Annotated in this window: 13 protein-coding genes; 6 read left to right on the plus strand and 7 right to left on the minus strand. The window is 48.9% G+C overall.

The window, feature by feature from the left end:
- Positions 1-167: 167 nt before the first annotated feature.
- Positions 168-2,849 (minus strand): bifunctional acetaldehyde-CoA/alcohol dehydrogenase, encoded by a 2,682-nt coding sequence (adhE, locus tag AYK67_RS15065; RefSeq protein ID WP_068088662.1) that lies wholly within the window; start codon positions 2,847-2,849, stop codon positions 168-170.
- A gap of 615 nt (positions 2,850-3,464) precedes the next feature.
- A complete protein-coding gene (locus AYK67_RS15070) occupies positions 3,465-4,145 on the minus strand; it encodes an RluA family pseudouridine synthase (RefSeq protein WP_068088665.1) in 681 nt (226 codons plus the stop codon).
- A gap of 270 nt (positions 4,146-4,415) precedes the next feature.
- Here AYK67_RS15070 and AYK67_RS15075 point away from each other — a divergent pair, with 270 nt between their 5' ends.
- Positions 4,416-4,697 (plus strand): SCP2 sterol-binding domain-containing protein, encoded by a 282-nt coding sequence (locus tag AYK67_RS15075; RefSeq protein WP_068088669.1) that lies wholly within the window; start codon positions 4,416-4,418, stop codon positions 4,695-4,697.
- Positions 4,698-4,748: 51 nt separating this feature from the next.
- Here the strand turns inward: AYK67_RS15075 and AYK67_RS15080 are convergent, their stop codons facing one another.
- Positions 4,749-6,575, minus strand: coding sequence for an AMP-dependent synthetase/ligase (locus AYK67_RS15080; RefSeq protein WP_068088674.1), 1,827 nt, complete (start codon positions 6,573-6,575; stop codon positions 4,749-4,751).
- A 247-nt stretch (positions 6,576-6,822) separates the two neighbouring features.
- Between AYK67_RS15080 and AYK67_RS15085 the strand changes: the two genes are divergently transcribed.
- The 4 genes from AYK67_RS15085 to AYK67_RS15100 all read left to right on the plus strand — a co-directional run bounded on the left by AYK67_RS15085 (position 6,823) and on the right by AYK67_RS15100 (position 11,156).
- On the plus strand, positions 6,823-7,998 hold the full coding sequence (locus AYK67_RS15085) for a GAK system CofD-like protein (RefSeq protein WP_068088677.1): 1,176 nt from the start codon (positions 6,823-6,825) through the stop codon (positions 7,996-7,998).
- A 71-nt stretch (positions 7,999-8,069) separates the two neighbouring features.
- On the plus strand, positions 8,070-8,972 hold the full coding sequence (locus AYK67_RS15090; RefSeq protein WP_068088680.1) for a glycerophosphodiester phosphodiesterase: 903 nt from the start codon (positions 8,070-8,072) through the stop codon (positions 8,970-8,972).
- Positions 8,973-9,160: 188 nt separating this feature from the next.
- Positions 9,161-10,585 carry a YfcC family protein gene (locus tag AYK67_RS15095; protein WP_068088683.1) on the plus strand — a complete coding sequence of 475 codons (1,425 nt, stop codon included), beginning with the start codon at positions 9,161-9,163 and terminating at the stop codon, positions 10,583-10,585.
- Positions 10,586-10,604: 19 nt separating this feature from the next.
- Positions 10,605-11,156, plus strand: coding sequence for a GNAT family N-acetyltransferase (locus tag AYK67_RS15100; RefSeq protein ID WP_068088686.1), 552 nt, complete (start codon positions 10,605-10,607; stop codon positions 11,154-11,156).
- Positions 11,157-11,169: 13 nt separating this feature from the next.
- Here the strand turns inward: AYK67_RS15100 and AYK67_RS15105 are convergent, their stop codons facing one another.
- Complete coding sequence (locus AYK67_RS15105) at positions 11,170-11,634, minus strand: Lrp/AsnC family transcriptional regulator (protein WP_068088690.1); 465 nt, start codon at positions 11,632-11,634, stop codon at positions 11,170-11,172.
- Between the two features lie 191 nt (positions 11,635-11,825).
- Between AYK67_RS15105 and putA the strand changes: the two genes are divergently transcribed.
- A complete protein-coding gene (gene putA / locus AYK67_RS15110; protein WP_068088692.1) occupies positions 11,826-15,500 on the plus strand; it encodes a bifunctional proline dehydrogenase/L-glutamate gamma-semialdehyde dehydrogenase PutA in 3,675 nt (1,224 codons plus the stop codon).
- 59 nt (positions 15,501-15,559) lie between these two features.
- On the opposite strand, the gene uxaC is transcribed toward putA, so the two are convergent.
- From uxaC to AYK67_RS15125, 3 genes are read right to left on the minus strand one after another with little or no spacing between them, the layout of a single operon-like run.
- Positions 15,560-16,969 (minus strand): glucuronate isomerase, encoded by a 1,410-nt coding sequence (uxaC, locus tag AYK67_RS15115; RefSeq protein ID WP_068088695.1) that lies wholly within the window; start codon positions 16,967-16,969, stop codon positions 15,560-15,562.
- A 13-nt stretch (positions 16,970-16,982) separates the two neighbouring features.
- The gene (locus AYK67_RS15120; protein ID WP_068088697.1) at positions 16,983-18,458 is read right to left on the minus strand and encodes a mannitol dehydrogenase family protein; all 1,476 of its coding nucleotides are present in this window, start codon (positions 18,456-18,458) and stop codon (positions 16,983-16,985) included.
- A 12-nt stretch (positions 18,459-18,470) separates the two neighbouring features.
- Entirely contained in the window at positions 18,471-20,870 is a 2,400-nt protein-coding gene (locus AYK67_RS15125) for a glycoside hydrolase family 31 protein (RefSeq protein WP_068088699.1), read from the minus strand.

Consider the following 20,870-nt stretch of genomic DNA (forward strand, 5'->3'; position numbering starts at 1 on the left):
CGAAGAGTACGTATACACTCACAACCTATAAATACTTGGCGGTAGAAACGACAGTTCTTAACACTAAAAGAGTGTATCACTTCCAGTTTCAATTGAACTACTCAATAAAACAAGCAAAAAGCCCCGGACCATTTCTGATCCGGGGCTTTTTAAGCTTCTAACTTGGCTTATGCAGAGGTTTTAGCTTTTTTCTCTTCCTTTGGCGCAGCAGCTTTTGGTGCAGCTTCAGCCTCTGGATTGACAACTTCAACATAATCGCGGCCATAGTAAGCATCCATCAACAGCTGCTTGATTTCGCGAATAAGTGGGTAGCGTGGGTTGGCACCGGTACACTGGTCATCGAATGCTTCCACAGCAACCTTGTCAACTTCAGCAAGGAATTTTTCTTCTGGGATACCCAGATCCTTGAAGCCTGCTGGAATGTCGAGCTCTTTCTTGACGCTGTCCATCCATGCAATCAACTTGGTTACTTTAGCATCATTGTTGTCACCAGCAGCAGTCAGACCAAGGTGATCGGCAATTTCAGCATAACGACACTTGGCATGCGGACGGTCGTACTGGGAGAACGCTGTCTGCTTGGTTGGGTTGTCGTTTGCGTTGTAGCGAACCACGTTGGAAATCAGCATCGCATTGGCCAAACCGTGTGGTACGTGGAACGCAGCACCGACTTTGTGAGCGATAGAGTGACAAACACCCAGGAAAGCGTTGGCAAAAGCCACACCGGCAAGGGTCGCACCATTGTGCACTTTCTCACGAGCAACCGGCGCATCTGCACCCAGCTTGTAGCTGTCTACGAGGTTTTCTTTGAGCAGTTTCAGCGCTTGCAACGCTTGACCGTCAGAGTATTCGTTGGCCAGAACAGAAACATAGGCTTCTGTCGCGTGAGTGATCGCATCGATACCACCAAACGCTGTCAAGGACTTCGGCATGTTCATAACCAGATTGGCATCAACAATCGCCATGTTTGGTGTCAGCTCGTAGTCAGCGATTGGGTACTTCATGCCGGTGGCGTCGTCGGTAACAACCGCGAACGGTGTAACTTCAGAACCGGTACCGGAAGTGGTTGGAATAGCAACCAGTTTCGCTTTTTGACCCATTTTCGGGAACTTGTAGATACGCTTGCGGATATCCATGAAGCGCAACGCCAAGTCGGCAAAGTCAACATCTGGGTGTTCATACATCACCCACATGATTTTCGCCGCATCCATTGGCGAACCACCACCGATGGCCACAATCAAGTCTGGCTTGAAGGTATGGCAAAGGTCGGCAGCTTTGCGAACCTGTGTCAAAGTCGGATCGGCTTCCACATCGTAGAAAACGTCTGTTTCCATGCCGAGGCTTTTCAGGATAGCAATTGTTTCATCGGCATAACCGTTTTTGAACAGGAAGCTATCTGTAACAACCAATGCACGTTCGGCCCCTTTAAGGTCTTCAAGAGCAATTGGCAAACAACCACGACGGAAGTAGATGGATTCAGGCAGTTTGTGCCACAGCATGTTTTCAGCCCTCTTCGCAACTGTTTTACGGTTGATCAAGTGCTTAGGACCAACGTTTTCAGAGATGGAGTTACCACCCCAAGAACCACAACCCAGTGTCAGGGATGGAGCCAGCGAGAAGTTGTAGAGATCGCCGATGCCGCCATGTGCAGCTGGTGAGTTGATCAAGATACGGGCAGTTTTCATCCGTGCACCGAATTCTTTCACACGCTCAACACAGCGGTCTTGATCGGTGTAGAACACAGATGTGTGGCCAATACCGCCAAGTGCAACCAGTGCTTCAGCTTTGGTACAAGCGTCATCAAAGTTTTTCGCGCGGTACATTGCCAGAGTTGGCGACAGCTTTTCGTGCGCAAATGGCTCTGCTTCGGTCACGTCGGAAACTTCGCCGATCAGGATCTTGGTGTCGAAAGGTACTTTTACACCAGCCAGTTCGGCAATCTTGTAGGCAGACTGGCCAACGATGGCAGCGTTCAGAGCACCTTTGTCGTTCAGAAGGATTTTCTGAACAGCACTCAGCTCTTTACCTTGCAGGATGTAACCTTTGTGGCTAGCAAAACGCTCTTTAACTTGCTCGTATACTTCGTCAACAACAATCACAGACTGTTCAGAAGCACAGATAACGCCGTTATCGAATGTTTTAGACATCAACACTGAAGCAACAACGCGCTTCACGTCGGCATATTCGTCAACAACAACAGGTGTATTACCAGCGCCAACACCGATAGCAGGCTTACCGGAAGAGTACGCTGCCTTCACCATGCCCGGACCACCGGTTGCAAGGATCAGGTTAATACCGTCATGCTTCATCAAGCCTTCGGACAGCTCAACAGATGGTGTATCGATCCAACCGATGATGTCTTTTGGAGCGCCGGCTTCAATAGCTGCTTCAAGCACGATGCGAGCTGCTTCATTGGTGGCCATTTTCGCACGTGGGTGCGGGCTGAAGATAATACCGTTACGGGTTTTCAAAGCGATCAGGGCTTTAAAGATAGCGGTAGAAGTCGGGTTTGTTGTTGGAACAATACCGCAGATAACACCTGTTGGCTCGGCAATAGTGATTGTACCGAAGTTGTCATCTTCGCAAAGGATACCGCAGGTCTTTTCGTCTTTATATTTGTTGTAAATATATTCGGAAGCAAACTGGTTCTTAATAACCTTGTCTTCCATTACGCCCATGCCGGATTCTTCAACGGCTTTTTGTGCTAAAGGAATACGGTTGTCAGCAGCGGCAAGAGCAGCAGCGCGGAAAATTTTATCCACTTGCTCTTGAGTATATTCTGCATAGATTTTCTGAGCTTTAGTAACTCGCGCCACTAGGGCATCAAGTTCTGCTTTATTCGTGACAGGCATTCCCACCTCCATAAGGTCGACTTCCACTTGGAGAACCGACAAATTATGTTACAAACTTGTCATATTAGCACCTATTACATGGTGCTTTGTTGTTCTGGCTGGCTTAATATAGGTGCTATTTTCCTTTTTCCTAGTTGATTCAAATCAAAAACTGTAGATATATGAGAGATGTGTCATCTTATTCTCTGCCATATCACTGAATTAGATAATAACCACACCAATTTATTCCAACACACAACAAAGTAACGCAGAGTGAATATTTAACCGCATCCAAAATTTTGATTTTTTTCCTTTAAATTCAATCGATTAATACATAAATATCTCATGGTATATAACTTGATATACTATGCAAGCGCATACAACTGTTTAAGAAACTCAAGATATTTCTCTTAATCTTGTTATGATATCGATAACTTTATGCGGCAATCTGTCATAAAAAGTTGTAATTTTCTGAAGAATTAGAGGACATCTAACAAAATTTCAAAATAGATGCAGCGCAATGCCGCACCCAACACTTGTATATCACCATGAAATTTTGATGAATTTACCCTCAATTCCTACGTATTTTGCTATAGGAAATTCATTGGGCAGGGGATAACAAAGATAAGTCTACGACTAAAACGGGCATTTAGACGAGAATCGCAACTCAGAACCGCCCACCGGATGGCGAAAACTTAACTCGCCTGCATGCAGCTGCAACCTGGAGCTAAAAGAAAGTGCCGAACCTGTCGCGTAGAACCGATCACCCACGATAGGGTGCCCGAGTGCTAGCATATGTACCCTTAATTGATGAGATCGGCCCGTTACCGGTTTCAACTCCACAAATGTAGTCTGCGTTTCTCGTGCCAATACTTTGTAATGTGTTATAGCTTGACGGCCCAGCGCGTGATCTACCATTTGTTTGGGGCGGTTAGGCCAATCGCAGCGCAAGGGTAGGTCCACAATGCCTTCCTCGGCCTGCATCTGCCCCCAGACACGCGCATAATACGTTTTGTGAGTATAGCGTTTTTCAAACTGTAGCCCTAAGTGACGATGCGCTGCTTTATTACGCGCCATCACCATCACACCCGATGTGTCCATATCCAGCCGATGCACCGTGGTCGCATCAGTAAACTGTTGCTGTGCACGGGTTTCCAAGCAGTCTTTATGCTCTGCCGCTTTGCCAGGTACACTCAAGAGCCCAGCCTGTTTGTCCAAAACGAGTAAATCTTCGTCTTGAAAAATCACCGTAAGATACGGGGAGAGCGGTGGATTATAAACAAAGTTATTCGTTTGCGGCTGCGATACAGTACTCATAGCCCCCCATTATATAGAGAGAAGGTAACGGTCAATGGCATAGTTTTAAACCACTCTTTGTTTTATCGTAGTAGCCAGAATATCATTGCAATCAGTAAAGACCTTTTATTCGTTATTTGCATTGCCACATACACCAAAGGTAGCAGTTCAACTCTCGCGACTAGGCTTTACAGCGTTGCGCGCAAACAATAGGTTTAACCTTAACGTAAACGATATCCCGCAAAGGACCACTCGCCGCCCGAGTGATTCTTCGAAAAGGAGGGGCCATTTATGTCTTTAGAAGCTATTCAATCTGGCATTCAATCGCGTGTGGAAGCAGCGGGCTTTGACAGCACAATTAAATTCGACTGTGGCGATGACGGCGTTCTGGTTATTGATGGCAACGCAGTTACCACGAATGACCAAGAAGCCGAATGTACTATCGAACTTTCAAAAGAAGACTTGGAAGCCTTGGTGTCCGGCGATCTCAATCCAACCGCTGCCTTTATGCAAGGTAAACTCAAAGTCACCGGAGACATGAGCTTAGCCATGAAACTAAGCCAGCTTCTTTAAGAAATCGCTACAAAGTTATAAATAAGAGCCGTGACGAAACACGGCTCTTTATCACGAGGAGCCATCGTAAAGAGCATCGACTAGCGCTTCATGATTTTGCAACACTTTTCGTCGTCGTACTTTCAGGGTTGGTGTTAGTTCGCCACAGTCCACCGAAAAGCCGGTCTGCATTACTTTATATTTGCGAATATGCTCTACTTTAGAATGGGCCGCATTTACCCTGTCTATCCCGGTTTGTAGGTGCTCTTTTAAGGCCGCACTATTATGAATGTTTTGGGGTTCTATGCCGTGCTTATGGCAAAATTTATCCAACAAGGCCTTATCTAGCGACAACAATGCGGTGAGATAATTGCGATTGTTACCAGCCACAACAGCATATTCAACGAGTGGAATCTCCATCAAACCTCTCTCGATGGAAAGAGGGCTAATGTTTTTACCACCCGAGGTAATAATCAATTCTTTCTTACGACCGGTAATAAACAGATAGCCATCATCGTCCAAATATCCTAAATCGCCACTATATAACCAGCCATCACGCAGCATTTCATCGGTTGCATCTGGATCATGCGCATAACCGGTGAAATTGGTGGCCGCTCGGCACAGCACCTCGCCATCTTCAGCAATTTTGATTTCTACCCCCTCTAGAGGTTGGCCAACGGACCCCAACCGCGCTTGCCCAGGCCGATTAATCGTCGCACCGCCACAATTCTCCGATTGCCCGTAGACCTCGCAAATCAGGAGGTCGATACTGAGGAAGAAATCCAAAACGCGCCGTGACAACGGCGCACCACCACTGATGATAATTTTTGCCTGATCCAGCCCTAACCGCTCTTTGATCTTGCCAAGTATCAGCTTATTGGCAATTTTCTTTTGCAGCCGCAACCAAGCAGGCATCGCCTGCCCCTGACAAGAAAATGTATTTGCCCGTAGCCCTACCCCCATGGCCCATTGCAGCAATACGCCTTGTATACCAGTTGCTTGCGCCATTTTTTCTTGCAGCTTCTCCATGATTTTTTCATAGATACGCGGCACGCCGAAAATGACTGTAGGGCGAACCTCTGCTAAATGAGTGCCTAACTCCTGTATAGAACGGGCATAATAAACCGGATAGCCATTATCGCTAGCTTGTACAATTGTGCCTGCTTGCTCGGCAACATGTGCCATAGGCAAGTACGATATGTATCGATCATCCGGCCCGAGCGGCTGTACTTTCCGCAGGCCATCGGACTCAGCCCGCAGCGCACGATGCGATAGTTGCACCGCCTTGGGATTACCCGTTGTGCCCGATGTGTAAATCTGGACCGCAATATCTTCAGCTACAATTTCGCCAAGCCGTCGTTCAAGCTCATGTTCCAGCTCCGGCGTCTTCACGCCCAGCGCCATGAATGCATCCCAACTTGTTTGGCGTGAGCTTTCAACTTCGCCATCCAAGCGAACTACATGTCGTAAATATCGGGTGGATTCCGCACATGCTTCAACTTCGTGTAGTTGATCGGCATTCTCGATCATCAACAACTTGGCTTGCGAGTGGCGTAGTATATAGCTTATTTCGTGTACTGCGGCAGTCCAGTATATGCCTGTAGGTATGACACCGATCATCATCGCTGCCATATCGAGAATTGTCCATTCAGGACGGTTATAACTTAAAATGCAAATACTATCGCCCTGATGAACCCCCAAGGCAATTAAGGCCCGTGCCGCCTGGCGTACCTGTGCGCCATACTCTGCCCAGTTGGTCATTTCCCATTCGTGTTCACCACGAATATAGTAGGCGGGCTGTTCACTTTGGTTTGTGATGTTTTTCAAAAGCGCATGAGGGATCGATGTAAAACCATCAACACCTTGCCACTCACAAGTACCAACCGAGGACTCTAGCATTCACATTACCTTTAGCGTTCTTCTTCCCATCTATTTATAGTTTGAGGATGGGTTGGATTTGTTAATTAGCAACCTAATGAACATGAAACACAACAGAAAAGAAGTAGAATCAGAAAAATTCTGCAAAACGCGGCAATTTGTTCACCCAAAGATTGCCAGTTAAGTGAATTATCAATTACCGATAGGCTATCTTCGCTTTATATACCCAATAACACCGTGGTCTTGTTCAATTGAGAAAAGAAGCAAAATGCAAATTACCAGAGGCCTTACACTACCTGATCCCTTACGCATTGCACGATATGAGCGTTTACCGGAGATGGGCCCACGCATTTTGTTTTTTAGTGGAGGTACAGCGCTTAACCCGCTTTCCAAAGCGCTAAAAAGGTATAGCCACAACACGATACATCTTATTACGCCATTTGACAGTGGAGGCTCTTCAGCGAAGTTACGCAGCACCTTTGGAATGCCTGCAATTGGCGATTTGCGCTCCAGACTCATGGCACTGGCGGATGAAACACTTAATGGTCACCCCGAAACCCTTGCCCTTTTTACGCACCGCCTAGCCAAAAACGCATCACAAGATGAGTTGAAAGCGGTTCTAACAGATATGGTTTCCGAGCAACACCCGCTCATTAATCAAGTTCCCAATCCCATGCGGGACATAATCATTAACCAGCTAGATTTTTTCTTAGATGCCATGCCTAGCCATTTTGACCTTAGAGGCGCCAGTATTGGCAATCTGATACTCGCGGGCGGCTATCTCAACAATAACCAAAAGCTTGAGCCTATTCTTTTTCTCTTCTCCAAGCTGGTAAATACTCTGGGAACCGTGACAGCCACAGTCAATGCACGCCTTCACTTAGCGGCCAAATTGGAAGATGGCAGTATAGTTGTTGGCCAGCACAATATGACGGGGAAAGAAGTTTCTCCATTGTGTCAAAGAATTTCCGAGACTTATCTTACCCGTTCGCTTGATAGTCATGAGCCCGTTAGTGTTGATATTAGCCCGAAAAAGGCACGACTCATAAATGGAGCCGATCTCATATGTTATCCACCCGGTAGCTTTCATAGTTCCTTGATGGCCAACTTACTCCCCCGTGGGGTTGGTAGCGCAATAGCCAAAGCACCAAATGCAAAAGTCTACATACCCAATCTTGGTGATGACCCAGAACAAACAGGCTTAAGTCCTATGGAGTGCATTCATAAGCTCTTACAACAACTTAGAAAAGATGCCGGGACCAATACCCCAACCTCCAAATTGCTCAATTTTGTAATAATAGATCAATCACAAGAAATTAATTATAATATTAACGAGTTAAAAAACGAAGGAATACAACTAATCATACAAAATATAGCTGATAAAAATAACAATAATATTTATAATCATGATAAACTACTCGAAATATTACTATCAATGACATAATTATAATCTGGTTTTGTAAAATAAAATATTGTATCGTCTTTCCATATTCGAATTTTAAATTGATCTGTGAAATGACCATACAAACTCTTATTGAACAAAGCCAGAATATCAAAACAGACTTATCTGCTAACAACCATATGGTGCGCTTAAAGTGGCACTCAGCCCGCCGGTTTCCGCAGGAAACACCGTTTACAAAGCAGGCGATCGAAATCGGCCTAACTTTAGGTGCCTCTCTTGAAGTTGATTTACGTAAGCATGCTGAAGGCGGTTTTGCTATATTGCACGATGCCACACTTGAGAGCGAAACATCCGCGACGGGCTTGGTTTCGACTGCTTCAAAGCATAAGTTAAAGCAAAACTGGCTTAAAGATAGCTCTGGGGAAATAACAGAACACCCACTACTCTTGCTAGATGATTTGCAAGCTATCATTGCCGGTAGCAATGTGGCAGATGGTGCGCTCATACAACTTGACTTGAAAACGAGGAATTACGAGCTAACAGAGCGAGACATCGCCGGCTTCGCGCATGCCGTTGATCCTATTAAAAACCACATTATCATTAGCGGTGAAGATGACTTGGCTGTCAGCAGATTGGCCATGGCAGTACCCGGCCTGGAAGCTGGATATGATCCTTGCCGAGACTATTCGTACCTATTAGATAACTCTGACGGAATAACTCAGTTTGTTGATAGTACTCAGAAATCAGCACAAAACGCTTCAACAATTTACCTTTTTTACCCCTTCATCCTTTTAAGCCTGCTTTGGCAAGATAACCTTGTGAAGCGCTTTCAAGACCTTGGTTACAAGGTGGATGCTTGGACCCTTAATAGTGGCAACGATAATGCTGAGGAGGATTTCTTTAATCTCATTAGCGCTGGTGTAGACCAAATAACGACGGATGAGCCTTTTCATTTTGCCAACGTATGGCAGCAAGAGCAACTTGCGCTTGACAATAGCCCTTTGCAATTTTCTTAAATATCAATTCGATTTGATTGACTAAAGAATACCCTTAACTCATCATAGGGCAAGAGCGATAACTACAAACCAGAGTTGAGTAACTCCTCACTAAGACTCTTGCCCTAAACGAACAAGAATAACAAACCAGAATTCGATCAGTGCTAAAAGGCGCGGTCCAAATAACAATAAAGCAAATACCTCCTGTGATGAAAAAAATAAAATTCCCCTCCGCCTACGCAATTCTCTTCTTTTTAATCATTTTGGCAGCCGTAGCCACGTGGTTGGTGCCAGCTGGGACCTACGAGCGCGTCACCAATGAAGCACTTAATAAGCAAGTTCCTGTACCAGGCTCCTACCATGAAATAGCCCCCTCCCCGCAAGGGCTATTGGACGTGCTTATGGCACCCATTGCCGGACTATATGACCCTGTTTCTTATGAGGCGCGGGCCATCGATATTTCCATATTTGTGCTGATGATTGGTGGTTTTTTAGGGGTTGTCACCAAAACCGGAGCATTAGACGCAGGGCTCACTAAAGTTCTTGCCCGCTTGCAAGGGCGCGAGAGCTATATGATACCTATTTTAATGGCATGCTTTGCCGCCGGAGGTACCATTTTCGGCATGGCAGAAGAGACATTAGCCTTTTATGCCCTTATTGTGCCGGTTATGCTAAGGGCGGGTTATGACAGCCTTGTCGGCGCTGCTATTCTTATTCTAGGCGCAGGCATTGGCGCACTGGCCTCCACCATAAACCCGTTTGCAACCGTCATTGCTTCCAATGCAGCAGGTATTCCTTTTACTGACGGCATTTGGTTACGCTTCCTGTTGCTTTTCATAGGCTTTGCCATTTGTGCCGGTTGGGTGATGCATTATGCAAACAAAATTAAGCGCATACCTGAACTATCGCTGGTCTATGATAAAAAGCAGCAAATTGAGCAGCATTTTTTAGGCGAAGATCTCGACGATCTTGAGCTAAAGGAAGGCCAGCACCACGCCGCTGATCTTACCTTACGCCGTAAGGTAATACTCGTTATCTTTGCGCTCACCTTTGCTCTGCTGGTACTTGGCACCTCACGCTTAGGCTGGTGGATGGGCGAAATGTCGACTTTGTTCTTTGCCTCTGCCTTACTTATCGGCTTGATTGACCGCATGGGCGATCATAAATTCGTCTCCACCTTTATTGAAGGGGCACAAGAACTACTTGGTGTTGCCCTTATTGTGGGCTTGGCACGTGGAATAGTTGTTATCATGGACGCCGGCTCCATCACCGATACACTGCTGAGCTGGTCAGCCGGCGCTCTGGAAGGCACAGGCAAAATCGCTTTTATCAACCTGATGTTTGCCATCGAGTTTATGTTATCTTTCCTCGTGCCGTCTACTTCTGGGCTTGCTGTACTCACCATGCCCATATTAGCCCCCCTCGCCTCGTTCTCCGACGTTGCGACCAATCTGGTGGTCACGGCCTATCAATCTGCCAGTGGCCTAGTAAATCTCATCACCCCAACTTCAGCCGTGGTTATTGGTGGTCTGGCCATTGCCCATGTGCCCTATGATCGCTGGTTAAAATTCATGGTTGTGCCCTTTGTTTTACTGGGACTTTTGATTATCATCAGCCTGAGTATTGCAGTTTAACACAGCGAGAATCAGCTCCATGGCTAGTACCAGTAAAACACAGTGGCAATGGCAGCCGATGCAAGCACAGCATCTGCCGCAAGTTATCGCGATGATGGCAGCGATCTACCCAGATTTACCCGAGGATAAAGCCAGCATAGAACGCAAATTGCAGCTCTATCCCAAGGGCTGCAAAGTACTGTGCGCCTCCGAGCAAGACGAAATCGTCGGTTATATGCTCTCGCACCCCTGGAAGATAGGCTGTATACCCAATTTGAACCGCCGAATTGATGCCATTCCTGTAAAACCAGACTGTTATTTTCTGCATGATTTGGCACTTGCGCCGAAAATTCGCGGTCAAGGTGCTGCCAAGCAAGCGATTTCGCATGTAATGGCTTTGGCCCAAAATGAACAGTTAGACCTAATTGCACTGGTTTCTGTTGAGCAAGCAGTTCCCTTTTGGTTTAATCAGGGATTTAAAACTGCCACCGCTATGGGCCTTGTACCAACACTGGTTGATAATCCCCAATTCCAACAAAAACTAGCAACATATGGCAGTGAGGCTCGTTACCTGTTGCACCCGGTTATTTAGCTTCTGTGCACACCTATTCGTTCATACCGCTATCAATAACCGATTCCATACAAACAAATGTTGATGTATGTGCCACATGCGGCAAACTCGAGAGCTTCTCGCCCAAAACCCGCCGATAGCTGGAAATATCCTTGGTGCGAATTTTCAAAAGGTAATCAAAGCCGCCCGCTGTCATGTGGCATTGTTCTACCTCTGATATTTGCCGAACGGCTTTGTTAAACGCCTCAAGCGCTTCATGCCGCGTGCTTGAGAGCGTCACCTGAATAAACGCGATATGCCCTGCACCCAACTTTTCATGGCTGAGAATAGCTTGATAGCCCAAAATAAAGCCATCACGCTCCAATCGTTTTACCCGCGCCTGACAAGGGGTTTTGGATAGCCCCACATGTCGCGCCAAGTCGGTAATTGTCATCCGGCCTTCACGTTTGAGACATGCAAGTATTTTATGATCAAATCCATCTAATTCACTAGACACCAAACCTCACAAAGTCTCCTTCTCTAAAAATATCACTTTATTTGGTTCTATCGTCTTTTTCTAGAATAATTATGGAGAGTTTTCCTAGAGTATTTGCGCTAGGATTTTTAAGTATTTACCCTAAACCTCATCGGCAAGAACTAAAAACGGATGAATTGGGCGCAACAGTAAAAATATAAATTGTGGGAGCGACAATGGTTGATCAGCAGCGGCATCTGGAAAAACTACGCCAAAAAGTAAGCGATTACTATCTGGTAGACGAACACAGTTGTGTCATGGAACTGGCATCCGCCCTTCAGATGCCGACCTCAATGGCTGAAGGAATACGCAGTAAAACCGTTGATCTGGTCACCAAGCTACGCACCACCACCCAACCCACCATGATGGAAAGCTTCCTAGGTGAATACGGCCTCTCCACTCAAGAAGGTATTGCACTCATGTGCCTTGCCGAAGCATTGTTGCGGGTGCCAGATACCTGCACAGTAGACGCGTTAATTGCCGATAAAATTGCCCCAAGCGCGTGGGGTGAACATCTGGGCAAAGCCAGCTCGTCATTAGTCAATGCCTCCACATGGGCCTTGTTCCTCACGGGTAAATTGCTACAGCCGCAACAACAAACACTCGCTTCCACCTTGCGTACCATGCTCAAGCGTATGGGCGAACCTGTGCTGCGCACCGCTGTCGGTCAAGCCATGAAAGAGCTGGGCAGCCAGTTTGTTTTGGGACGTTCCATCCATGAAGCGATCAAGAATGCGACACAGTTAGAGAAAGAAGGCTTTACCTATTCCTATGACATGCTGGGGGAAGCAGCGCAAACCGAGGACGACGCCAAGCGCTACCATCTGGAATATACCCGCGCCATCACCGCCCTCGCCCGTCAGGCCAATCACGTTTCCATACACGATAATCCCGGTATCTCTGTGAAACTCAGTGCGCTTCACCCTCGTTATGAGATCACCAATAAACAACGGGTGATGGATGAACTATTCCCCCGCGTGCTCTCCTTGGCCGCTCTTGCCAAGTCTTCAGGTATTGGCCTGAATATAGATGCTGAAGAGGCCGATAGACTCGAACTTTCCCTTGATATCATCGAAGCCCTGATCGCCCACCCCTCCTTGAAAAACTGGGAAGGATTTGGCGTTGTGGTTCAAGCCTTTGGTCCGCGCGCCGCACCGGTGATTGATTGGGTCTATGAGTGCGCCAAAGCCCACCAGCGTAAAATTACCCTGCGCTTGGTAAAGGGAGCTTACTGGGATAGTGAAATCAAACGCGCCCAAACACTGGGCTTGGGCAGCTACCCTGTTTTCACCCGCAAGGTGAACACCGATCTTTCCTATCTGGCATGCGCACAAAAGCTGCTCGGCATGGGCGATGTTATCTACCCGCAATTCGCCACACATAACGCCCAGACTGTGACCGCTATACAACAATTCGCCAGCGCCAACAACATAACCAACTACGAGTTCCAGCGGCTGCATGGCATGGGCGAGGCTCTGCATCAGCTTGCCAAAGAAACACACGGTACCCGCTGCCGAATATATGCCCCTGTAGGCGCACACCGCGATTTGCTCGCCTACCTAGTGCGCCGTCTGCTGGAAAACGGCGCTAACAGCTCGTTTGTCCATCAAATCCGTGACGAAGCAGTCAGTGCCGAAGAAATAGCTACAGACCCGCTAGAACTTGTTGAGCAGCTCAAACCGGATGTTGCCAACCCAAACATTCCTTTGCCGCCTATGTTGTTTGGTGAACGCCGCTTGAATGCCCGTGGTTTTGATATTGCCGATAGCCGTCAACGCCGCGACTGGCAGCGCCACCAGCAAAACTACGCCAACCACCAGTGGTTTGCCGAGGCAATCGTTGCAAATGAAACGACAAGCCCCAACACCACAAAACAACCCGTATGCAATCCGGCGCATAACGAGCATATCATTGGCCATTGCATTGAGGCACAAGAAGCGCACATAACCAGCGCATTACAAAGCGCCAAAGACTTCGCGCCGCAATGGGCGCAAACCACACCACAACAAAGGGTCGAAGCCCTTGAAAACTACGCCGACCTGCTGGAAGAAAACGCCGCACAAATTTTCGCTCTCCTCACTCAAGAGGCTGGCAAAACCCATATGGATGCAATCAATGAACTGCGCGAGGCCGTTGATTTCGCCCGCTACTACGCGGCAGAGCTGGAACGCTTGAGCTGTGAGCACCCTGACTTAGCCGCACGCGGTACTATCCTGTGCATCTCCCCATGGAACTTCCCGCTTGCCATATTCTCAGGTCAAATTCTGGCAGCACTAGCCGCTGGTAATTGTGTGCTTGCCAAACCGGCACCGCAAACCCCGCTCATCGCCGCGCTTGCCACCAAGCTGATGTTAGAAGCTGGCATACCTGCAAAAGCTCTGCAGCTCTTGCCCGGCGGGGCAGATGTGGGCGCACAGCTCACCAAGTCCCCATTGCTAGACGGCGTGGTGTTTACCGGCTCGACCCAAACCGCACAAAAAATAAACCAGAGCATGGCCGAAGCCATGGCTGCTGATGCTCCGCTCATTGCCGAAACGGGCGGCCTCAACGCCATGATTGTTGATTCCACCGCCCTGCCCGAGCAAGCCATTCGCGATATAATAGCCTCTAGTTTCCAAAGTGCGGGCCAACGCTGCTCCGCCCTGCGCATGCTCTATATTCAAGAGGATGTGCTCGAACCGTTTAGCAAGATGCTGTTCGGGGCTATGGATGAATTACAACTGGGTGATCCGGTTAACTTGAACACCGATGTCGGACCGGTGATTGATCAAGCTGCCCAAGAAAAAATCAGGGTCCATTGCCAACGCTATAAAGAGCAAGACAAGCTCTTAAAACAGCTTGAAATACCTGAGCAGCTGGCGCAAACGGGCACCTATGTGGCCCCCGCTGTTATTCGTCTCGATTCCATTGCTGAACTAGAGGAAGAGATTTTCGGCCCTGTGCTGCATATCGCCACCTTTAAAGCCAAAGACTTAAATAAGGTTCTGAGCGATATTAATGCCAAAGGCTACGGTTTGACATTTGGCATGCACACCCGCGTTGACAGCCGCGTCGAGCAAGCGGTGCGTACCATAAAAGTCGGGAATACCTATATCAATCGCAACCAGATTGGCGCCGTTGTCGGCTCCCAGCCATTCGGCGGTGAAGGGCTTTCCGGCACTGGCCCTAAGGCAGGCGGCCCCAACTACTTGCAGCGCTTCTTTAAACCGCAAGCAGCGCCTCATACGCCTGCAACAAACACGCAGCTTGAAAACAAAAGCATTGGCTCAGCCCGTCTCACTGCCCTTGCTTCATCCATGAACAATCAGGATCAATGGATCATGATACCGGAAAACCGGCAAGAGCTATGCGCTCTACTGCCCGCTGAAAAGCAGTCTATCGAGGAGATCAGCACCAACACGCTGCAAATCATGCCCGGTCCCACAGGCGAGTTAAACCAACTCAGTCGCCATGCAAAAGGAACTATCATCTGTATGGGACCGGATGAAGAAAGCCTGCAACATCAAGCGGCCCTAGCCCTTGCAGCGGGGAATGCCGTGGTTTTGCTAGGCGAACATGCGCAAACATTAGGGGGTAAGCTGCAAGAGCTCAAAGCACCCGTGGTGTTTGAAGTCGCAAACCCAACCGAAAAAGCCTTGAAACAGGCCACAGGCTTTGCAGCTATTGCCAGCTTTGCCGATAACACAACCCAAAAGGCACTGCGGCAAACCATGGCCCAACGCCAAGGCCCGATACTGCCCTTGATCTGCGAACGGGGCCAAAACGCGTTGTATTACCATGAGCGCCACTTGTGTGTTGATACCACGGCAGCTGGCGGCAATACCGCCCTCCTCGCTGCCTCAAATAGCTAAAAAGAAGCCCCCGTTTGTCAAGCAAGCGGGGGCTTTAAAATTCTCACGGAATTGAGAGCTTAGTCCAAGAACCAGCGTGCAGCGTTGCCATAACAAACATCGCGCACCAAACCACCGGCCAATTCGTAATCGGCGGGGATATGTCCTTTTTCCATCCATTCTCCCACCATTTTACAAAGCAGGCGGCGGAAGTATTCATGGCGCGGGAACGATAGGAACGAACGGCTATCGGTCAGCATACCAAGGAACTGCGAGAGCAAGCCCATTTGTGCCAATGCTGTCATTTGCCGTTCCATGCCGTCCAGCTGGTCGTTATGCCACCAGCCGGTACCGGCCTGCACTTTGCCCGCAACGGTCCCATCCTGGAAGTTACCCGCCGTGGTGACGATGATCTCGTTCTTGTTCGGATCGAGACTATAAAGCACGGTGCGTGGCAACAGGTTTTCCTGATCCAGCGTATCTAGGAATGCATTCAGCGGAATTGCGGTTTCCTCATCGCTAATACCATCCACGCCCACATCTGGACCAAGAGCTTTAAAGAGACGGCTGCGGTTGTTACGGGTTGCCCCGATATGTAACTGCATCACCCAGCCACGCTTGGCGTATTCTTTTGCCAAGAAAACTTGCAGGGCGGATTGATAGGCCGTTACGTCTTCCTCATCAAGCGGCGTACCGGCAAGGCCAGCCTTAAAGGTCCGCTCCAACTCGGCAGCACCTGGAACAGGGGCAAAACGCATCACATCAAGCCCGTGGTCCGATGCACGGCACCCGTGTGCCTCGAAATGATCGAGACGATTCAGAAGAGCTTCCAATAGCTTGTCATAGCTGGTAATGCGCAGGCCCGCAGCTTCGCCAAGCCGCTCAACATACGCTGCAAAGCCGGGCTTCTCAATTTTAACAGCAGCATCAGGGCGGAAGGTGGGCCGCACGACCATGTCGATACTATCATCGTCCATGATTTGCGCGTGATAAACGAGACTATCTGCCGGATCATCCGTTGTACCCAGCATCTTGACATTTAGTTGTTGCAACAAGCCGCGAGCACTGAACTCGGGTAGCGCCAGTTTGGCGTTACATGCATCCCATACCTTATCGGCTGTTTTGTCACTCAATACGGTACCATCCAGCCCGAAGTAGCGGTACATTTCCAAATGGGTCCAATGGTACAGCGGATTGCCGACAAACTTCGGCATCACACTGGCATACGCATTGAATTTATCGCGGAAAGACGTTGTCTTGCCCGTGATGTTTTCTTCACTCACACCGGCCCAGCGCATGGCCCGCCATTTATAGTGGTCACCAGCAAGCCAGACATCGCCGATATCGCTAAACCGATGATCCTCGGCAATTGCTTTGGTATCCAAGTGATTGTGATAGTCCACAATCGGGCAAGGCGCTGCAAACTCGTGGTAGAGTTTGCGCGCTGCTTCCGTTTCCAAAAGGAAATCTTTACCCAAAAACGGTTGCATCTAATGCCTCCTATTAGCCTAAATCTGCTACAGCCTGCTTCGCGCCCTTATCGGCCACAGCTGCATATGCACCATAAACAGCCGAAGTGAATGCCTCACTCGCTACCAAATCTGCCGGGAATACGTTGTCCAGTGCCAAGAGCGCATCCACATAGGCTTGACGATCATCACCATGCTTGGCAACGATTTCAGCCAACTGATCTTTCATTGGATCCTGGATTTCATAGGTCTCGCCGTTGCGGTCTGCACGAATGTAATTCATCCAACCACCAACACCCAAAATCAGGTGCGAATGATCGGTGCCTTTGTCCATGTGGTACCGCACAGAGTTGAGCCAGCGCTGCGGCATTTTCTGTGTGCCGTCAGAAGCAATTTGCCAAGTACGGTGCTTGAGCTTGGAGTTGGCAAAGCGCTTGAGCAACATGTCTGCATAGGCCACCAAGTCCACATCACCCGGCACATCCAGCGTTGGCCGCTGCTCGTTGACCATCAACTTACGCGCATGTTCTGCGTAAACCGGATCGGCCATACAATCGGAAATGGTTTCGATACCCGCCAAGAAACCGAGATAGGCAAGGAAAGAATGCGTACCGTTCAGTGTGCGCAGTTTCATTTCCTCAAACGGCTCCACATCCGCCACCAGCTGGGCACCAGCGGCTTCATATTGTGGCCGGCCGGCTTTGAAGTCGTCCTCAATCACCCATTGGCGGAATGGCTCACAGATAATACCGTTAAGATCAACCTGACCACCCAGAGCTTTGCGAATTTCAGCGCGGGATTCATCAGTCAATGCTGGAACAATCCGGTCCACCATGGTTGATGGGAAGGTTACATTCTCTTCGATCCATTGCGCCAGCTCAGGGTCAACCTTCTGGGCAAACTGGCGAATAGAAATACCGCAAAGCTTGCCGTTATGCGGCAGGTTATCACAGGAAAGCACAGTAACCGGACCGTTTCCCAAAGCTTTACGCTTGGCAAGACCAGCCACAATCAGGCCAATCGCTGTTTTAGGTGCTGTCGGATTAGCCAAATCCGCTTGGATCATCGGGTTATCCGTATCCAAAGCGCCGTTTTTCACGCAGTAACCTTTTTCGGTCACTGTAAGCGAAATGATTGAAACCTGCGGCTCGGCCAAACCGTCAACAAGCGCTTCAATGCCATCACGTGCCACGTGCTGGTTATCGCAAACAGCGCCCAAAATACGGGTATTGGTCGCATCATCGGAGGTTTCAACTAGGGTATAGAGGTGATCGTTTTCTACCAAACGGTCAAACAGCTCGGGCGAACCAAACAGCTCCACAACACGCATGCCCCAGTCGCCCCCATGGGCCTCCAGTGCCTCATGTAAATGCATTGCCACATGGGCACGGGCAAAGGCACCAAAACCGATATGTACAATGCGCGGTTTCAATGCTTTACGGTCATAGCCGGGCATTTGAACAGCCTCTGGCAGCTGTGCAAAGTCGAGTGGCTTGAATTCAAAAGTCATGGGTTTTGCCCCTTATAGGTTTTTCAAAGCAACAGTTGTTTCAGTTTCCGCTGTTTCACCCTCATTGACGATCATGAGTTGGCTCACACCATTGGGATCAAGACCTGCCAAATAGATATTCAGCTCCCTTTCCCCCACCTCCATTTCGCCGCTGCGGCTTACAGATACAAAAGTGCCTTCATGCGAACCACGTAAAGTCACATTCAAACTGATATGACTACCATTCTGCCATTTATTTGTTCGGCCATCATCTTCAAAAATACGGACCTCACGCACACCATTACCAAGAAAAGGATAAACAGCCAGACTTTCCGTTTCGCACTCGCTGGTATTCAGGGCGCAAGGATTAGCCAAAGGCAACACAGTACCGGCACGCACAAACAGCGGTAAGCGCTCTAATGGTGCATCCACTGTGATGGTTTGCCCGCCATGATGGTAAATGCCGGTATCAAATTCGTACCAGCCATGCTTGTTGTCAGGCAGATAGACAGTTCTTTCGCGTTGTCCTTCTTCAACAACCGAGGCCACCAGAATATCTGGGCCGAGCATGAAATCATCGTTTTCAGCATACGTATTCGGGTCATGCTCGTGATCCATGAAGGTAGGTCGGATCATCGGTTCATCGTCCACATGTGCCCGCCACAGCAGTGTATAGAAGTAAGGTAGTAACTGCTGACGGAGCCGCATGGCGTTTCTGATCAACGGCGTTACTGCCGGATACATCCAAGGCTCGTTGACCGTATGATCATCATTCCAGGAATGGATGGTAAAACGCGGATGCATCACCCCATTCTGGACCCAGCGCACAAACAACTCTGGATCTGGACGATTGCCAGAGAACCCGCCCACATCATGCCCCACATTGTAGATGCCAGACATGGAAAGGCCAAGACCCATTTTGATGTTGTATTTCAGGTTGTTCCAGTTGGTCCGGTTATCACCGGTCCATGTTTGCACGTGGCGCTGGAAGCCCGGGCTACCACAACGGGAAATCAGATATGGGCGCTCTTCAGGCGCAAACTCTAGCTGTGCTTCTTCCGAAGCCCGCATCATCAACAATGAATGCAGCGGGCGGATAAGCCCCACATCAATCGGCTGGCCAAAGCCGCGACATTGCGCCTTGAAATCCCAGATTTCGTATTCGTTATTATCATTCCATGTGGAACCAATGCCGCGTTCCAACAGCTCTTTGGTCACATTTTCCTTCCACCATGCAATGGTATCTGGATTGGTGAAATCAAGGTGCGAGCCTTCATCATCCCAATAGAGCGAGCGCTCCGGTTGGCCGCTTTCGCTGTCCTTAATAAACAGCTCCTTATCGGCGCACTCTTGATAGCGCGGATGGTCCTGCAACAAACACGGCTTGATGTTGGCTGCCAAATTAATGCCCGCATCAAGAAACTTGCTTGTCAGCTGTTTCGGCTCTGGAATCTTGTCATAGTTCCAGTTGAACACATAACGCTTATCACCAATAGAAGTGTAACCGGAGGAAAGCTGGAAGCTATCGCAAGGAATTGCGTTGGACTGAACCAGATTAACGAAACCCTCTAGTTGCTCCTGCGCATTTTCTGCATCGGTGTAATGCATGGTTGAGCCGGAGTAACCAAGGCTCCACTTGGGTGGAAACGCCGTCTTACCGGTGAGCCATACCTGACGCTTTGTCACTTCATGCAAGGTGGGACCCAAGGTGAAGTAATAGTCCAGATCACCATCTTCCGCGCGATAAGCACGATACGGCTTGTGATAATTATCCAGCTCATTACCAAGATCAAACCAGCATGTTGCCAGATTGTCATAGAACAGACCGTAAGAAATACCGCTGTCCCTGCGGGTAATGGTAAAGGGCAGATGCTTGTAGAGCGGGTCCGTCTTTTCTGCGTCATACCCCATGGCATCGAGATTGCGCATCTCAAAGCGGCGGCCGTTGCGCTGCAAATCGCCCGCTTTTTCGCCAAGCCCGTAGTAGCGATCGCCCTCATAGCGATTGAGGAAGTGGCTGTGTTTATGATCGCGCAGCCCCAGCATGTAAGCGCCAGTCGGGCGATCTTGCGCAATATGTACCCACTCACCCGTAGTGCTTTTTGCTTCCCAGCCAATTTGCAACGGCTGGGTAATGGTTAGGCGCAGCTGGGAGGTAACCAGTACAACCTCATTTTTATTTGCGACCAGCTCAAAGTCAGGCTTGGTAAACCCTTCGCTAGAGAGGCGCGAGCGCCCCTCCCAAGCTACATCCCGTCCACCGGGAGTAATTGACCATGTGCGGTCATGGCGCAGCGCCTTGTTCTGGCGCAGCAGCACGCGGACAACTTTTTCCTCCAGAACAAACACCGATAGGATGTGCTTTTCGTCCACCAACAGATCGACGCGATTGTCTTCAGCACCCAAATAGGTCCAGTTACGAAGCGTTTTCAT

Source organism: Polycladidibacter stylochi (assembly GCF_001562055.1).
Lineage (GTDB): Bacteria > Pseudomonadota > Alphaproteobacteria > Rhizobiales > Stappiaceae > Pseudovibrio > Pseudovibrio stylochi.